This window comes from Streptomyces sp. NPDC056373, assembly GCF_042262425.1.
Lineage (GTDB): Bacteria > Actinomycetota > Actinomycetes > Streptomycetales > Streptomycetaceae > Streptomyces.
The window spans coordinates 290,016-305,616 of record NZ_JBHJPX010000012.1; the positions used below are offsets into that span (position 1 = coordinate 290,016).

A 15,601-nucleotide genomic window follows, 5' to 3' on the forward strand; every position below is an offset into this window, starting at 1 on the left:
TCGCTGTGCGTCAGATCCCTGTCGACACCTCCGCCGCGACCGTGATGGTCGCCAAGACCCCGCAGCCCAAGGTGCGTGACCGCCGCACCGGTGAGATCGCCACCGACGCCGAGACCGGCGGCAAGCTGATGACCGTCGACGTGATGTTCGCGGCCAACGACGAGGTCGAGATCCTTTCCGTCACCGTCCCCGAGACCGGCATCTCCGGTGAGCTGACCATGGGCACCCCGGTCGCGCTCACGGGGCTGATCGCCCGGCCGTGGGAGAACGAGTTCAACGGTCAGAAGCGTCACGGCATCGCCTTCCGTGCCGTCGCCGTCACCTCGCTGGCCGCTGCGGGTCCGGCCTCGAAGGCGGCCTGAGCCATGACGTGGCCGACGGCCTTACTGCTGCTCCTGGTGGTCGTCGCCGCTGCGGGTCTCCTGCGGTGGCGGCGCCCCGCCTGGTACTGGCTGACCTTCGGGGTCACCCTCGCTGCCCTGCGGGTCCTCGTCCGCTACGCCTCGGTCATGGACGCCTGCGGGCTGACGGTTCCGCCCTCGCGGTGGCGCCTGGCCCTGGCCCGCATGACCAACCGTCCAACGCCCGAACCCCGCGCGCCGCGCATCCTGCGGCTGCGGCCCACCCGCACCGGTCTGGTCCTCCGGCTCAAACTCCGCCCGGGACAGGACGCCTTCGACGTCGCCGCCGCCTCGGACCGGCTGCGCCACTCCTTCGCCATGTACGGCGTCACGTCCCGTGAGCTGCGCTCGGGTGTGGTCGAGATCCGGATGACCGGCTACGACGTGCTCAAGCGGGTGCAGATGCCCGCCGAGACCGACACCCGCCCAATGCGGGTCCCGGTGGCTCTCCGGGAGGACGGCTCGGTGCACTATCGCGACTATCGCGCCGTGCCGCACGGTCTGACACTCGGGGCGACGGAGTCTGGTAAGTCCGTCTACCAGCGCAACCTTGTGGCCGGGCTGGCCTCGCACGACGTCGCCCTGGTCGGCATCGACTGCAAGCAAGGGGTCGAGCTGTTCCCGCTGGCGCGCCGGTTCTCCGCGCTCGCCGACAACCCGGACACCGCACTGGAGTTGCTTGAAGCGCTGGTGTCCCACATGGAGGAGGTGTACCAGATCATCCGGGCCGAGCAGCGGATCAGCGTCGCGGTGCCGGATGCGGAGATCGCCGCCGATATATGGGACCTGCCTGAGGATCTGCGGCCTGTGCCGGTCGTGGTCCTGGTCGATGAGGTCGCCGAACTCGCCCTGTTCGCCAGCAAGGAAGAGGAGAAGCGCAGGGACCGGATCGTCACTGCCCTGGTCCGTCTCGCCCAGCTCGGCCGCGCGGCCGGCATCTACCTGGAGATCTGCGGCCAGCGCTTCGGCTCCGAACTCGGCAAGGGCATCACCATGTTGCGCGCCCAGCTCACCGGTCGTACCGCCCACCGCGTCAACGACGAAACCAGCGCGAACATGGCCTTCGGCGACATCGCCCCGGACGCCGTCCTGGCCGCGATCCAAATCCCCGCCGAGACGCGGGGGCTCGCCATCGCCGGGGACTCCACTGGCGGCTGGCACCGCATCCGCGCCCCGCACCTCTCCCTGCGCCAGGCCGTGAACACGTGCAACAAGCACGCCGACCGTGCTCCCGAACTGCCTGGCCTGGCTGCCTTCCGGCCCGTGGTGACCCCGCTGCCCTCGGCCCGGGTTCCGCTGTCCAAGACAGCCCCTGCCGTCTGACCACCCCGCCCCACGGTCGGCGCGACCGCCCTTCGCGCCAGGTCCCTACCCCCGTCATGCCTGATCACAGGAAGGAGCCGTGATGGCTCGCGCCGCTCTCCGCATTGACGCCGTCCTCGTTCAGGCCGTCATCGCCGGGGCGCTGTCCTTCGCCCACCTCCACGACCTGGCCGCCGCTGCTGGACAGGACGGCTGGAAAGCCTGGGCCTATCCGGTCTCGGTGGACCTGCTCCTGGTCGCCGCATGGCGTCGGCTGCGCACCGACGGCCCCTCCCGGCTTGCTTGGTGCTGGTTCCTCATGGCCCTGGTCGCCTCGCTGGGCGCCAACGTCGCCACCGCCGGACTGCTCGACCTGAACGACGTCCCGGCCTGGCTGCGCATCCTCGTCGCCGCCTGGCCCGCCCTGGCCTTCATGGGCGGCACTCTCCTCGCCCACTCACCCGCAGGCCACTCCTCGCCGCAGTCGGCGTCCTCCCCTCCTGCCCCGGAGTCCGTGCCCGAGGTGGAGACCGCCCCGGCCGCTGATGAGCCGGATCCCGTGCCCGAACCCCTCGGTGTCCCGGTGCCCGACGAAAGTCCGGTTCTGACCGCCGCAGAACAGCCCCCGGCTGCACAGGTCCCGGCCGCGCTGGTCGACCACGCACGCAAGGTCGCCGACGACCACCACGCCCGCACCGGCGCCCCCATCGACACCGACACCCTTCGCGCCCGCCTCGGGGTCCCGCCGCATCTGGCCGACGCCATCGCGGCCCAACTCACCTGACTGGAAGGGAGACACGCCGTGATCAGTGATCCAGCCAACCTGACCGCCTCCGACTACCTCGACAGCGCCCGCGAGATGGCCGCCGCCAACCGGCCCTACCTGGCCCACCTGCTCGCCGAGGAAGCCGCCCGGTGCACCACCGACCCGGCGACCGCCGCCGGTATCCGCGCCTCCTTCCCCGACCCGACCACGGCCCGAGAGGAGACCGACTGACATGCCCGCCCGCGACTTCTTCCACTCCGTGATGCGGATCGGACCGGTGCAGATCGGCACACACCGCGACCGCCACGGCCAGACCAAGCACGCCGCCGTGTGCAGCTCCGACGGCTGCGGCTGGTCCGCCGACTACACCAGCCGCTCCGCCGCTCAGCTCGCCGCCCGCACCCACCGCTGCAAGGTCCGCTAGGAGGCCCAAGTCATGGACGTCCCGCTCTGGTTCGCCCTGCTCTGCGTCGGAGTCCTCGGCGTCAAGCTCATCCGCCCGCCCTGGTGGCTCATCGCCGTACTCCTGCTGGGCGGCTACCTCCTCGCCGACAGCCTCCTGGCCCCGGTCATCGACACGGCCCTGAAGTAACCGAGAAAGGAGACCCGCTCGTGTTCCGGCCCAAACTCCCGACCATGCCCCAGCCCACCGGCACGGTCACCCCGCCCACCGTGGTGGAGCCGACCACCATCACCGCGGGCACCCCGGCCCCACCGCCGGCACCCGTGGCACCGGCTCCGACCCGGCCCACGGTCCAGCTCACCCCCGGCACCGCGCTCGCCCTCGTCGGCGGTGGTACGGCCGTCGTCCTGGTCGTCGGCGCTGTCCTTGTCTCCATGCTGCTGGCGGTCGCCATCACCGGCGCCTCGGTCGCCGTCTGCGCCCTGGTGATCCGCTCGCTCGTCAACACCGACGCCAAGCGTCGCTGACCGGCCCCCGGGCGGCCTCGATACCGCCAAGCATCCGCCGCCCGGGCGCCGTCCCTGTCCGATCTCACAACCGGAAGGAAGAACCAGCATGGCGCATCGCGCCTCGCCCGTGTCGGAGACGCTGCTCGACCCGACCACCCTCGGTGACCTGCTGAGGGTGGCGTCAGCCCCCGACTATGCGCGCTGGGAGGACCAGATCCGCCGTACCGGCGGCTGCTCCGACCCCATCCACCTGACCGGCTGGACCCTCCACAAGGACAAGACCACCGGCGAGACCCTGCACCACTACACCACCGCCGGTGAGCCCGGCGGACGCCTCCGCGTGGCCTGCGGCAACCGCCGTGCATCGCGCTGCCAGGCCTGCGCCTGGACCTACGCGGGGGACACCTATCACCTCATCCGCGCGGGCCTGGCCGGTGACGACCGCCGTGACGTTCCCACCACGGTTCGGGCTCACCCACGAGTCTTCGCCACCCTCACCGCCCCGTCCTTCGGCCCGGTACACAACCGGCCCGACCGTGGTGTCTGCCGCTGCGGCACCCGCCATGCCCAGGACGCCCCGGAACTGGGTACGGCCCTCGACCCGAGTACGTACGACTACGCGGGCGCGGTCCTGTTCAACAACCATGCCGGGCAGCTCTGGCAGCGCTTCACCACACGGCTGCGCCGTGAACTCGCCGCCCGCTCCGGCCTTTCGCGCCGTGAACTCGCTGACCGCCTCCGTGTCTCGTACGGCAAGGTCGCCGAGTTCCAGAGGCGTGGTGCCCTGCACTTCCATGCTGTGATCCGGATCGACGGCCCGGAGGGTGCTGGAACGTCGCCGCCTGCCTGGGCCACGGTCGACCTCCTCGCCGACGCGATTACTGCGGCTGCGGCGCACTCCTACACGTCGGTCTCGGTCCCGGCCGCCGGGGACCAGCCCGCCCGGTCGTTCCGCTGGGGAACACAGCTCGACGTCCGGCCGGTGAAGGCCTTCGGTGACGGCTCCGACATCACCGAACAGGCCGTCGCCTCCTACGTCGCCAAGTACTCCACCAAGGCCGCCGAGAACACCGGAACCCTTGACCGCCGCATCGGTGAACTCGCCGAACTCGACCGCCACCAGGTCCCGGACCACACCCGCCGACTCATCACCGCATGCCGCGACCTGGACAGCCTGTATCCCGACCGGCGCCTCTGGGCCTGGGCCCACATGCTCGGCTTCCGCGGCCACTTCTCCTCGAAGTCCCGCCGCTACTCCACCACCCTCGGCGCTCTCCGCCAGGCGCGCGCCGACTACCGCGCGAGCCAGGAGGCCGCCGCCCTCGGGCTGGACGACCGGGAGCCGGACACCGTCCTTGTCCTGACCGACTGGCAGTACGCCGGACACGGTCACACCCCTGGTGAAAGCGCCCTCGCCGCAACCGTCGCCCGGGACATTCAACTCAACCGCGAAACCGCCCGCGAAGCCCTGGCCGCACTGCCTGTCGACGAAAGGGGGTGGTGATCGTGGACCGACTCCTCACCGTGGGGCAGGTCGCCGAACGTCTCGGTACGGGCGTCCGCTTCCCCCGGCGTCTCATCGAGGAACGCCGCATCACCTTCGTGAAGGTCGGCCGACACGTCCGCATCCCCGAGAGCGTGGTCGAGGCCTACGTGGACGCCAACACAGTGGAGCCGGTCGTCCTGCGGCCCACCGGCCTGAGGAGGGCTGCCTGATGGCTGGCAAGCGCAAGTCTCGCCGGGGCTTCGGCCGCATCCGCAAGCTGCCCTCCGGCCGCTTCCAGGCCCGGTATCCGGGACCTGACGGTGTGCTCCGGCCTGCCGACCGGACGTTCGCCACCTCGACGGACGCTGACCGCTGGCTCGTGCGGAAGCGGATCGAGATCGAAGAGGGTCGCTGGCTCGACCCCGCCGAGGGCCAGACGACCGTGCGAGACTGGGCGGCCCGCTGGCTCGCTGCCGTCTCCCCGCAGCTCAAACACAAGACACAAGCGTCGTACCGGTCACTGATCAACTCGCTGATCAATCCGGCGCTCGGGGACCGTGAGCTGTCCACCCTCCGGCCGATCACGATCGCTGAGTGGGTCGGCGGGATGAAGACCAAGGGACTCAGTGCCTCGCGCATCCGGCAGGCGTACCGGGTCCTGTCGCAGATCATGCGGGCGGCCGTCGACAACGACATGGTCCCGCAGACGCCGTGCCGGGGCGTGAAGTTGCCCAGGATGCCGCAGACGGAGCCGCACATCCTCACCCCGCTCGAAGCCTCCCGACTCGTGCGGAGTGCAGCCGCTCCCCATGACTTGCTGATCGCGCTTCTCGCGTACGCGGGCCTGCGGGTCGGTGAGGCCTTCGCCCTCCGGCGCGTGGATATCGACGTGTCCGGCGGCTTGGTCCTGGTCGACGAGAACCTTGCCGAAGCCAACGGCACCTTGGTCTTCGATACCCCGAAGTCGCATCAGAAGCGTCTCCTTCGCGTTGGTCCGTCGCTCGCGAAGAAGCTCGGCCGGCATCTTGAGTCCCTGCCAGGAGGGGATGACGCGCTCCTGTTCACGACGCCCGCGGGGAAGCCGCTCCGCTACAACCAGTGGCGAAAGGCCTACTTCGACCCCGCTGTCTCGGCGGCCGGGCTGACCGACGTGACCCCGCATGACCTCCGAGCCTCGCACGGGACCTGGGTCGCCGACCGGTACGGCGTAATGACCGCCGCTCACCGGCTCGGCCACTCCAACGCGAGTGTCACCACCCGGCACTACGCTCGACCTGTCGCCGGTCGTGATGACCAGGTGGCCGAAGCTGCGGACTCGTGGCTCAGCGGGCACGACTACGAGCCTGGGGCACGTAGCGGGCACGACGACGATGACGATGGCTCCGCAGGAGTCCTCGCACCTGTCTGACCTGCGGTGGAGCGATAGGCCCGCCTGATCGTCGAAAGATCTTGAAAACCGTCGTGGCAGCGATGTCACCGTGGGTTCAAATCCCACCGCCTCCGCGCAGGTCATGAAACTTGCAGGTCAGATGGGGTGTCTCTCGTCAGAGGCACCCCTTCTGCATGGGGCTGTCTCACCAGGATCCGGCTCTGACGCGTGGTGGTTCACCGCGGGTGGACCAGACGCGGTCCTGAGCCCTGACGCGCATCGCAGACCTGATGGTCGCCGGAGTGTCTGGCCTGGCAGGGAATCATGAATCTCAGCGGGTGCGCCACGTGATCGTGACGACTTCTCAGACCTCCTTGCGAAGCGCGAACCTCGATGACGTGGAAAGGATCACCGAACACGGGCGGGCCCGTACCCGAGCACGCCGACTGCCCCGGATACCGTCGGCACCGGGGCCCTGATCCGGGCTTCCACGACCGACCGGACCACCCGGGGTGCTGTCCAGGCTGAGGCGGTCCGGTCTTCTGGGTTCACGCAGATACGTCACTGGCGTCGGGCTGTCCGCGTGTCCCGTCAACAGGCCGACCACGCTCTGCGGATCAGGCGGTGTGTGGTCACCCCGGGCACGTTGTCGGTGCCGGATGGCACCGTGCCGCCATGACGACAACGACGGAACTCACCCTCTTCGCCGACTACTTCCAGATTCACGTGACCGATGCGGAGGCGGACGGTGATCTGAGTGACGCCTGGACGGACCAGGCCTTCGCCGATCGCCTCGCGGTGGCACGCGATGCGCTGGGCGTCGGCACGACTGTGAACGTCTACGTCTCCGTCACTGTGGTAGTGCTGCCTCAGGAGCCGGGTGACGACTGCGCGGAGTTCGATCACGTGGTCGAGGCCGGCCTCGAAGTGTCCTCGGGGCGCCTGATGGTGCTGGGCTGCACGGACTACGGCCCCGATGCGGCCACGTTCGAGGTCCCGGCGGGCTGGAACCGAGTCCGTGTGTCCCGGAGCAACCTGGCCCGGGCGGCCCGGGCCGACATCGACTCCCACAAGAGCCCCGACACCACGGAGAAGGTCCGCATTCAGGTGTGGCCCGCCCCGGAATCTCCCGCAAAGATCATCAAGCGCTGGTCGTAGCCGGCTGGAGAGTCAAAGGGGCATGAAGGGCGAATGCTCGATGAGGAGGAGCTTGCGCAGTGATGAGCGAATGCGTGACATGACGCGGTGGCGTGGCGATGCAGGTGCGGGCATGGTTCCCCCAGGAGTAAGGTACGCGTATTCGCGTACCTCCAAGAAGGTACGCATAGGCGCGTACCTTGTCGAGGGGTGGAGTGATGGACGCAGGCGAGTTGGTGCACCCTCGCGTCGAGGAGCTGGAGGTGGGCCCCATCCTTCTGGCCCTGGCCGATGAGAATCGGCGGCGGGTCATCGCCGAACTGTCCGCGCGGCCGGACGAAGAGCGGCTCTGCGCGTCTTTCGACCTGCCGCTGAGCAAGTCCAGTCGCACCCGGCACTGGCGAGTGCTGCGCGAGGCGGGCCTGGTCCATCAGCGCAACGCCGGAAACGGGCTGTACATGCGCCTTCGCAAGGAGGATCTGGAGCGCAGGTTCCCGGGCCTGATCCAAGCGGTCGTAGCAGCTGGTTAGGGATGCTTCGGCGCATCCAAGCGCAGTGAAGGTGTGGCAGTGACGTGCCGCCGGATCGTACGGTCACGGTGCACCGCACGGTCACGGTGCACCGCACGGTCACGGCGGATCGCACGATCCCTGCGGATTCGATCTCGACGGGGAGGTGCCCCTGCGCGAGGCGCCCTCGCGTGCGGCGCAACGGCTGCCGGCTCTTCCTCGTCTTCCGTGCCGCGCCTCCCGACCCAGGAGTGTCATGGCGAACACCAAGGCCCGCACCGCTGCGCTGATCACCCCCGTCGGGCAGGAAGCCCAGGACGAGGCGAGGGCGTTGGCCGCGGACGGCCGTAAGGACAAGGCCGCCCTGGGCGGCCACCGGCCGGGTCCTCGGTGAGGATTACGATCACCAGGGTGTGCCGGTCGGAGAAGGGTGGGTGAGCGCCCAGTGAGTCGGCGCATCGTCGTCGTCACCGCCGTGCACGGCCCCCACGCCCCGTTCCTGCCGGAGGCCTACGCGTCGTTGTGCGCGCAGCGGCTTCCCGAGGGCTGGGAGTGGCACTGGGTCGTGCAGGAGGACGGGGAGAGCGAGAGCGTCAGACCGTATGTGCCCGTGGACGCCCGGGTGACGTTCAGGCAGGGGCGGGCCGGCGGGCCCGGCGTCGCCAGGACCATGGCGCTGGCCCACGGGGACGGCGCGTACGTGAAGGTCCTCGACGCCGACGACCGGTTGACGCCGGGCGCGCTCGCGCGGGATCTCGCCGTGCTGGAGGGGGACCCGGACCTCGGGTGGGCCACCTCCCGGGTGCTCGACCTCATGCCCGACGGGTCGACCGTCGGCTTTCCGGGCGATCCCGAACAAGGGCCGATCGAGCGCGGGGCCGTGCTCGCGCACTGGAAGGCCAACGGCTTCCTCGCGCAGGTGCATCCCGCCTCGCTGTGCGTGCGGCGGGAGTTGCTGCTCGCCCTGGGCGGCTGGATGGCGCTGCCCGCCTCTGAGGACACCGGGCTGTTGCTGGCGCTGAACGCGGTGAGCCGGGGGTGGTTCTCGCGGGAGGTGGGCCTGCTGTACCGGAAGTGGGACGGGCAGGTGACCGGGCAGGCGGCCCACACCGACCGGGCCGAACGCGAGGTGCGGATGGCTGTCGTGGAGGCCAGGGCCAGGGCGTTGTCCCGGCTCCAGTGGGGCGCGCCGACCGCGCTGTGAGGGCAGCCCCGTTTGGGCGGAGGCCTTCGGCGCCCGGGGTGTGGCGGGGCGAACCCGCGTTATGGGAGCAGCTCGGTCTGCGCGGGGGGTTGTTGGCGCCATGGTGTGGCGGGCGTGCCTCGCGTTGTGGGAGCAGCCCTGCTTGGGCGCAGGTCTTCGGCGCCCGGGGTGTGGCGGGGCGAACCCGCGTTATGGGAGCAGCTCGGTCTGCGCGGGGGGCGTCGGTGTCAGGTCGTGGCGGGTGTACCACTCCGTGCCGAGCAGCCGTTGCCGCTCGGCTGCGGGGAGGGCGGCGATGAGGCCCGGCGCCGCTCCCCGTGCCACCTCCGTGCGGTGGGCCAGGATCGCCGCGATCTTCCGGTCCAGCCAGGGGGTGACGTCGACGGTCGCGGTGACGCGTTCGTCGGGCACCGTGCGCACCGCCTTGTTCACGGGGGCCAGGTGCCCGCCCCATGTCCGAGCGGCCGAGTCCGGGTGCGTGGCCAGGTACAGGGCGCTCGGCTGCCAGGGCGCCCCGGCGTCCGGGTAGAGACGTTCCAGTCCGGCGGCGTGGACCGCGAGGGTGGTCACCCGGTGGGTGTGCACGTGGTCCTCGTGGCCGGTCAGGTTGCCGTAGGCGTCGTGGGTGACGACGATCTCCGGTCGGAAGTCGCGCAGGTGCGCGACCAGTTCTCCCACCGCCACGTCCAGCGGGACGTCACAGAAGCGCGGTCTGCCCGGGGCCGAGTGCGGGACGCGGGCGTCGGCGTACCCCAGCATGCGTGGCGGGCCCGCGCCCAGGGTGCGGAGCGCCTCGGCCAGTTCCGCCGCGCGCGGAGTGTCCGCCGACCAGGTCGCCGTGACGACCGCGGTGCGCCCGCCCGCGGCCGCGTGGCGGGCGAGGACGCCGCCCGCCGTCAGGGACTCGTCATCGGGGTGGGCGAAGACCGCGAGCAGGTTCGGTACCGGCACGCGCTCTCGCTAGGGCCGGTCCGGCGCCGACCGCGGCGCACGGGTGATGCCGATCGCCTGGCTCGGGCACTTCTCCGCCGCCTCCAGGACCTCGGGGTCCTCGCCCGTCTCCGCGCGGCCCGGCCGGACCGCCCCGAAGCCGTCGACGAACTCGAAGACCGCCGGGACCCGGTGGGCGCACTCGGCGGAGCCGTAGCAGAGATCGCTGTCCACGAAGACCTTCATGTCCTTTTGTCCCCTCCTGGCGACATCGTGCCCCCGAGTCGTCAGGAGTTGACTGCCCAGCGCGGCACCGGCTGAACCGGCCCGGCTAGCGCGCGCTCCCGGCGGCCGCCAGCCAGTGGGCGACCCGGCGTACGGCGGCCTCGTCGAGGTGTTCCACCAACGCCCGGACGGTTGTGCCGTCCTCGGGGGAGAGGTCGTAGAGCCCCGCCTTCGTCAGGGCCGCCATGAGGACCTGGTGGCGGCGGCCGGTCATCCGTTCCGCCAGCTTGGCCGGTTCGGCCGGGGAGGGTTCGGGTTCCGGCCGCGGGACAGCGGTCTGCTTCAGAGGGGTGTCGAAGCGGTGCCACGCGCCGTCCTTCGGCCCCCACAGGGCGAGGGTCACGTCGTCGCCCCGGGCGCGCAGGGTCTGGGTCATCTCGCCGAGGGCGTACAGCACGGGCGCGCGATGGGGCGACTGGGCGGCCGTCCGCCAGGACCTCTCGGCGGGCCGGTAGAACATCGCGACCCAGCGCGGAGCACCCTGCGGTCGTGGGCTCTCGGGACGTGACTCCACTGCGCTCACCCCTGTACGTCGCTGATGCGTCGCCCGGCCTCTGCTTGCGCGCTGCCCGTTCTCGCTCATCCGTGCCCGAGCCGTGCTCGAGCCGTGCTCTTCCATCGCTGCGGGAGCGGTACGGCACGGCGACCATAACTGACGGGTCGTCAGTTTTCCAGGGTCGTCCGGAGGCCGGGCCTGCCGAGCACGGAGGTTGCGGGGCGGGGGGTGCTGGGGAGGTTCACCACATCGTCCGGTACCGGTCCCTCCCCTCGTGGGGACCGGTACCGAACGGTGGAGCCTCATCGTCCGCTCCGGACGGAAGCTGGCCGGATGGGGGCGCCGCTGCGTCCGGATCCTGCCATTTCCGGCCATGGAGGAGGAGGTTCCGGCGCTTAACGGACGGCATCGCCGCAGGTCAGCCATATAGAGTGAGTTTTCCGGTCCGGACGTCCAGGCGTGGGAAGTAAGGAGCTGAGACCTTGAGTTCCGACTCGGGGGTACGCACCGCCTTCGCGGAACGCCTCGCACTGCTGTACAAGGAAGCCGGCAACCCTCCTCTCAAGCGGGTGTCCGAGGCGGTCGTCCGGCTTCAGCGGGTCGACGAACGCGGGCGGCCCGTACGGGTGTCCGCGCAGCGCATCAGCGACTGGCGGCGGGCCCGGAACGTTCCGGCCCAGTTCCCCGCCCTCGCGGCGGTGCTGCACGTGCTGATCCCCGACGCGCGGCGCTCGCGGCCCACGCCGGTCTCCCCCGGTCTGTACGACCTCGGCCAGTGGCAGCGGCTGTGGGAACGCGCGGTGGCCGACCCGGTCGGTGAGCGCCCGGCGTCTTCCGAAGCCGAGGAGCGGTCCGGGGACGAGTCCGCCTCCACCCCGGGCGGGGTGTGCCCCTACCGGGGGCTCGCCTCTTACCGCCGGGAGGACGCCCGGTGGTTCTTCGGCCGGGAGCGGAGCACGGACGCGCTCGTCAAGCAGCTCGGGGCCGTCGCGCGCACGGGCGGCCTGGTCATGCTCGTCGGCGCGTCGGGGGCGGGGAAGTCCTCCCTGCTGAACGCCGGCCTGGTGCCCGCCCTGCGGGACGGCGCGCTGGGCGGTGACGGTGGTGACGGTGGTGACGGGACCGGCCGGCCGCGAGAGGTCGTCCAACTCGTGCCGGGAGGCGATCCGCTGGGGGAACTGACCCGCTGCATACCCGAGCTGGCCTCCGTCGTCCCGGTCTCGACCTCATCCGACGGTGCCTCCGCGCGGCCACGGCCAGAGGGATCGGCCGAGACCGGTGGGGAGGGGGCCGGTGCGGCGCCCGCTGCGTCCCCCGACACCGCACCCTCCCCCGAAACCGCACCCTCCCCCGAAACCGCACCCTCGCCCGACACCGCACCCTCCCCCGAAACCGCACCCTCCCCCGAAACCGCACCCTCGCCCGACACCGCACCCTCCCCGCTCTCCCCACTCTCCCCCCAAGCAGTCCGTGCCGCCGTCGGTGTCTGGGCCCGGCGGGAAGCAGCTTCCGGGGCCCGTCCGGTCGTCATCGTGGATCAGTTCGAGGAGACGTTCACCCTCTGCCCCGACGAGGCGGACCGCCGCACCTTCATCGAGGTGCTGCACGCCGCCTGCTCACCCGCGGGCCCCGGCGAACCGGCCCCGGCGGTCGTGGTGCTGGGCATACGCGCCGACTTCTACGACCGCTGCCTGCGGTACCCGGAGCTCGCCGACGCGCTCCAGCACCGGCACATGGTGCTCGGGCCGCTGACCACCGCGGAGCTGCGTGAGGCGGTGAACGGACCGGCCAGGGCCGTCGGCCTGGAGCTGGAACCGGGGCTGGCGGAGCTGATCGTCCGCGAGGTCAGTGCCGACGGCCCGGGCGGGGCGCACGACGCCGGTGTGCTGCCGCTCCTCTCGCACGCCCTGCTCGCCACCTGGCAGCGCCGGAAGGCGGGCCGCCTCACCCTGGCCGGCTACCGCGCGGCCGGCGGCATCCAGGGAGCGGTCGCGGCGACCGCCGAACGGGCCTGGACCGGCCTCGACCCGGCCGCGCGCACCGCCGCCCGGTTGCTGCTGCTCCGCCTGGTACGGCTGGGCGAGGACACCCAGGCCACCCGCCGCCGCGGAACCCGGCGTCAGCTGGCGAAGGAGTCGGCCGACCCCGGCAAGACCGAGGAGTCCCTGGAAGCGCTGGTCCGCGCCCGGCTGGTGACGCTCGACGCGGAGACCGTGGAGATCACCCACGAGGCGCTGCTGCACGCCTGGCCGCGGCTGCGCGACTGGATCGACGAGGACCGGCAGGGCAATCTGCTGCGCCAGCGTCTGGAGGAGGACGGCCGGGCCTGGGAGGAGTCGAACCGCGACACCTCACTGCTCTACCGGGGCTCCCGGCTGGAGCAGGCCCACGGCTGGGCGAGGTCCGCCGGGGACACGTTCCTGACCCGCAGCGCGATGGAGTTCCTGGCGGCGTCGGTCCGGCTGCGCAGGCGGATCATCTGGATCAGCCGGGGGGCGGTGGCGACCCTGGTCGTCCTGGCGATGCTGGCCGTCGGGTCGGCCGTGGTCGCCTGGAAGCAGCGGGACGAGGCCGTCTTCGAGCAGGTGCTCGCCCAGTCCGACCGCGTCCAGGACACCGATCCCTCGCTGTCCGCGCAGCTCGATCTGGTGGCGCACGGACTGCGCCCGGACGACAAGGGCGCGAACAGCCGCCTGATCTCCATCGTCAACCATCCGCTCGCCACGCCCCTCACCGGTCACACCGGCGCCGTCTACCTCACCAGCTTCAGCCCGGACGGACAGGTCCTGGCCACCGCCAGCTACGACCGGACCGTACGGCTGTGGGACGTGGCCGACCCCAAGCGCCCCAGGCCCCTGGGCAAGCCCCTGACCGGGCACACGAGCTGGGTGAGCAGCGCGGTCTTCAGCCCGGACGGCCGGACGCTCGCCAGCGCCTCCGACGACGGCACCATCCGGCTGTGGGACGTGACCGATGCCGCGCACCCGAAGTCGCTCGGCCCGCCCCTGACCGGCCATGACGGCACGATCTACCTGATCGCCTTCAGCCCGGACGGGCGCACGCTGGCCTCCGCGGGCGACGACCACACCGTCCGGCTGTGGAACATGGCCGACCGGCGCCGGCCGCGGGCCCTGGGCAGGCCCCTGACCGGGCACAGGGCCGCCGTGCGCTCGGTGGCGTTCGGCCCGGACGGCCGGACGCTGGCCGCGGGAGGCGACGACGGGACGATCCGGCTGTGGGACGTGTCCGACCCCGCGCGCCCCGAACCGGCCGGGAAGCCGCTGACCGGCCACACCACCACCGTGCACTCCGTGGCCTTCAGCCCCGACGGGCGTACGCTCGCCAGCGGCAGCGCGGACGGCACCGTACGCCTGTGGAACATGGCAGGTCCGGGCCGCCCGGACCTGATCGGCGCGCCGCTGACCGGCCACACCGGGCCGGTCTGGTCCGTCGCCTTCAGCCCCGACGGCAACATGCTCGCCGCGGCCAGCGCGGACAGCACGGCGAGCCTGTGGAAGGTCAGCGACCCGCAGTACCCCTCGCAGGTGGGCGGGCCCCTCGCGGGCAGCAGCGGGGAGATGTACGCGCTCGGCTTCAGCCCCGACGGGCGCACCCTCGCGACCGGGGCGGGCGACAACAAGGTGCGTCTGTGGTCGCTGCCGGTGTCGGACATGACCGGCCGGACGGGGGTGTTCCGGCCGGACGGGCGGCTGCTCGCGACGGCGGCGCGGGACGGGCGGATCCGGCTGTGGGACGTGCGCAGGCCCGGCAGGCCCGTGCGCGTCGGCGAACCGTTTCACCCCGGCCGGGGCGACGTGCGCTCCCTGGAGTTCGCCCCGGACGGCCGCACCCTCGCGGTCCTGACGGACGAGAGGGTGGTGGAGCTGTGGAACCTCGGCGACCCCGAACACCCCGTCCGCTACCGCTCTCCCGCGCCCCTGCGCATCCGCTACGCCGACCCCCTGGCGTTCAGCCCGGACGGGAAGGTCCTGGCCACCGCCTACGACGACCGCACCATCCGGCTGTGGGACATCGGCGACCCGGCCCGGCCGCTCCCGCTCGGCAGCCCCCTCACCGGTCACAAGGGCTACGTCAACCACCTCGTGTTCAGCCCCGACGGCCGGACGCTCGCCAGTGGCAGCGCGGACGGCACGATCCGGCTGTGGAACGTGACCGAGCCCGGCCGGGCGACCCTGATCGGGAAACCTCTGCGCGGCCACCTCGGAGCGGTCAACACGCTCGCCTACAGCCGCGACGGCCACACGCTGGCCAGCGCCGGCGACGACAACTCCGTCCGCCTCTGGGACATCACGGACCCGGCCCAGGCCTCCGAGGAGGCGCTGCTCACGGGCCACACGGAGGCGGTCGTGTCGCTGACGTTCAGCCGCGACGGCCGCATCCTGGCCAGCGGCGGAAACGACAGCACCGTCCGCCTGTGGAACGTGACCGACCCCTCGCACGCCACCGCGATCGGCCAGTCGATGAGCCCCAACTCCAAGACCGGCACGTTCCTCTCGTTCAGCCCGAACAGCCACACGCTGGGGGTGTCGAGCGGCGCGGACACCATCCGGCTCTGGAATCTCGACGTCGACACAGCCGTCCGCCGCATCTGCTCGATGACCCGGGGCGTGCTGACGCAGGACACCTGGCGGGAGTACCTGCCGCGGCTCTCCTACGACCCGCCGTGCGACGGCTGACGCGACCGCTCAGGACAACAGAGCGGGTTGTCCTGGTAGTTGAGTGAGACGAGTCACAACCGGGCTTTCCCGGCGGCCGGTCGGCTCGCGGTGGGCAAGCGCTTGTT

18 protein-coding genes are annotated in these 15,601 nt (G+C 71.6%); 15 read left to right on the forward strand and 3 right to left on the reverse strand.

Going from position 1 to position 15,601, the window contains the following annotated elements; genetic code table 11:
• The first annotated feature begins 5 nt into the window (after positions 1-5).
• The 14 genes from ACFCXS_RS26495 to ACFCXS_RS26560 all read left to right on the forward strand — a co-directional run bounded on the left by ACFCXS_RS26495 (position 6) and on the right by ACFCXS_RS26560 (position 9,086).
• Positions 6-362 carry a hypothetical protein gene (locus tag ACFCXS_RS26495; protein WP_376645812.1) on the forward strand — a complete coding sequence of 119 codons (357 nt, stop codon included), beginning with the start codon at positions 6-8 and terminating at the stop codon, positions 360-362.
• Between the two features lie 3 nt (positions 363-365).
• Complete coding sequence (locus ACFCXS_RS26500) at positions 366-1,724, forward strand: FtsK/SpoIIIE domain-containing protein (RefSeq protein WP_376645813.1); 1,359 nt, start codon at positions 366-368, stop codon at positions 1,722-1,724.
• Positions 1,725-1,806: 82 nt separating this feature from the next.
• Positions 1,807-2,487 carry a DUF2637 domain-containing protein gene (locus ACFCXS_RS26505; RefSeq protein ID WP_376645814.1) on the forward strand — a complete coding sequence of 227 codons (681 nt, stop codon included), beginning with the start codon at positions 1,807-1,809 and terminating at the stop codon, positions 2,485-2,487.
• Between the two features lie 18 nt (positions 2,488-2,505).
• Positions 2,506-2,700, forward strand: a complete 195-nt coding sequence (locus tag ACFCXS_RS26510) for a hypothetical protein (protein WP_376645815.1) — start codon at positions 2,506-2,508, stop codon at positions 2,698-2,700.
• Position 2,701: 1 nt separating this feature from the next.
• Positions 2,702-2,893, forward strand: coding sequence for a mobile element transfer protein (locus ACFCXS_RS26515; RefSeq protein ID WP_376645816.1), 192 nt, complete (start codon positions 2,702-2,704; stop codon positions 2,891-2,893).
• A 12-nt stretch (positions 2,894-2,905) separates the two neighbouring features.
• The gene (locus ACFCXS_RS26520; RefSeq protein WP_376645817.1) at positions 2,906-3,061 is read left to right on the forward strand and encodes a hypothetical protein; all 156 of its coding nucleotides are present in this window, start codon (positions 2,906-2,908) and stop codon (positions 3,059-3,061) included.
• A gap of 20 nt (positions 3,062-3,081) precedes the next feature.
• Positions 3,082-3,399 carry a SpdD-like protein gene (locus tag ACFCXS_RS26525; protein WP_376645818.1) on the forward strand — a complete coding sequence of 106 codons (318 nt, stop codon included), beginning with the start codon at positions 3,082-3,084 and terminating at the stop codon, positions 3,397-3,399.
• A 109-nt stretch (positions 3,400-3,508) separates the two neighbouring features.
• Complete coding sequence (gene repSA / locus ACFCXS_RS26530) at positions 3,509-4,885, forward strand: replication initiator protein RepSA (RefSeq protein WP_376645870.1); 1,377 nt, start codon at positions 3,509-3,511, stop codon at positions 4,883-4,885.
• Entirely contained in the window at positions 4,879-5,097 is a 219-nt protein-coding gene (locus ACFCXS_RS26535) for an excisionase family DNA-binding protein (RefSeq protein ID WP_376645819.1), read from the forward strand. Before repSA ends, ACFCXS_RS26535 begins: the two co-directional genes overlap by 7 nt.
• Positions 5,097-6,275 (forward strand): tyrosine-type recombinase/integrase, encoded by a 1,179-nt coding sequence (locus ACFCXS_RS26540; protein ID WP_376645820.1) that lies wholly within the window; start codon positions 5,097-5,099, stop codon positions 6,273-6,275. The genes ACFCXS_RS26535 and ACFCXS_RS26540 overlap by 1 nt, the downstream gene beginning before the upstream one ends.
• Positions 6,276-6,911: 636 nt before the next feature.
• The gene (locus ACFCXS_RS26545; RefSeq protein ID WP_376645821.1) at positions 6,912-7,394 is read left to right on the forward strand and encodes a hypothetical protein; all 483 of its coding nucleotides are present in this window, start codon (positions 6,912-6,914) and stop codon (positions 7,392-7,394) included.
• A 197-nt stretch (positions 7,395-7,591) separates the two neighbouring features.
• Positions 7,592-7,903: an ArsR/SmtB family transcription factor gene (locus ACFCXS_RS26550; protein ID WP_376645822.1), complete on the forward strand. Its 312-nt coding sequence runs from the start codon at positions 7,592-7,594 to the stop codon at positions 7,901-7,903.
• 235 nt (positions 7,904-8,138) lie between these two features.
• Positions 8,139-8,276: a hypothetical protein gene (locus tag ACFCXS_RS26555; protein ID WP_376645823.1), complete on the forward strand. Its 138-nt coding sequence runs from the start codon at positions 8,139-8,141 to the stop codon at positions 8,274-8,276.
• Between the two features lie 51 nt (positions 8,277-8,327).
• Positions 8,328-9,086 carry a glycosyltransferase family 2 protein gene (locus tag ACFCXS_RS26560; protein ID WP_376645824.1) on the forward strand — a complete coding sequence of 253 codons (759 nt, stop codon included), beginning with the start codon at positions 8,328-8,330 and terminating at the stop codon, positions 9,084-9,086.
• A gap of 189 nt (positions 9,087-9,275) precedes the next feature.
• Here the strand turns inward: ACFCXS_RS26560 and ACFCXS_RS26565 are convergent, their stop codons facing one another.
• From ACFCXS_RS26565 to ACFCXS_RS26575, 3 genes are all read right to left on the reverse strand, one after another.
• Positions 9,276-10,037 carry a PIG-L deacetylase family protein gene (locus ACFCXS_RS26565; RefSeq protein WP_376645825.1) on the reverse strand — a complete coding sequence of 254 codons (762 nt, stop codon included), beginning with the start codon at positions 10,035-10,037 and terminating at the stop codon, positions 9,276-9,278.
• A gap of 9 nt (positions 10,038-10,046) precedes the next feature.
• Positions 10,047-10,262: a ferredoxin gene (locus ACFCXS_RS26570; protein WP_376645826.1), complete on the reverse strand. Its 216-nt coding sequence runs from the start codon at positions 10,260-10,262 to the stop codon at positions 10,047-10,049.
• 85 nt (positions 10,263-10,347) lie between these two features.
• On the reverse strand, positions 10,348-10,815 hold the full coding sequence (locus tag ACFCXS_RS26575) for a hypothetical protein (RefSeq protein ID WP_376645827.1): 468 nt from the start codon (positions 10,813-10,815) through the stop codon (positions 10,348-10,350).
• Positions 10,816-11,279: 464 nt separating this feature from the next.
• Between ACFCXS_RS26575 and ACFCXS_RS26580 the strand changes: the two genes are divergently transcribed.
• On the forward strand, positions 11,280-15,494 hold the full coding sequence (locus tag ACFCXS_RS26580; RefSeq protein WP_376645828.1) for a hypothetical protein: 4,215 nt from the start codon (positions 11,280-11,282) through the stop codon (positions 15,492-15,494).
• Positions 15,495-15,601 lie beyond the last annotated feature (107 nt).

Bases quoted from the DNA above. Each gene is read 5' to 3' on its own strand.
- ACFCXS_RS26500 (WP_376645813.1), top strand. From the start codon at position 366: ATGACGTGGCCGACGGCCTTACTGCTGCTCCTGGTGGTCGTCGCCGCT.
- ACFCXS_RS26505 (WP_376645814.1), top strand. From the start codon at position 1,807: ATGGCTCGCGCCGCTCTCCGCATTGACGCCGTCCTCGTTCAGGCCGTC.
- ACFCXS_RS26515 (WP_376645816.1), top strand. From the start codon at position 2,702: ATGCCCGCCCGCGACTTCTTCCACTCCGTGATGCGGATCGGACCGGTG.
- ACFCXS_RS26520 (WP_376645817.1), top strand. From the start codon at position 2,906: ATGGACGTCCCGCTCTGGTTCGCCCTGCTCTGCGTCGGAGTCCTCGGC.
- ACFCXS_RS26540 (WP_376645820.1), top strand. From the start codon at position 5,097: ATGGCTGGCAAGCGCAAGTCTCGCCGGGGCTTCGGCCGCATCCGCAAG.
- ACFCXS_RS26545 (WP_376645821.1), top strand. From the start codon at position 6,912: ATGACGACAACGACGGAACTCACCCTCTTCGCCGACTACTTCCAGATT.
- ACFCXS_RS26550 (WP_376645822.1), top strand. From the start codon at position 7,592: ATGGACGCAGGCGAGTTGGTGCACCCTCGCGTCGAGGAGCTGGAGGTG.
- ACFCXS_RS26555 (WP_376645823.1), top strand. From the start codon at position 8,139: ATGGCGAACACCAAGGCCCGCACCGCTGCGCTGATCACCCCCGTCGGG.
- ACFCXS_RS26570 (WP_376645826.1), bottom strand. From the start codon at position 10,262: ATGAAGGTCTTCGTGGACAGCGATCTCTGCTACGGCTCCGCCGAGTGC.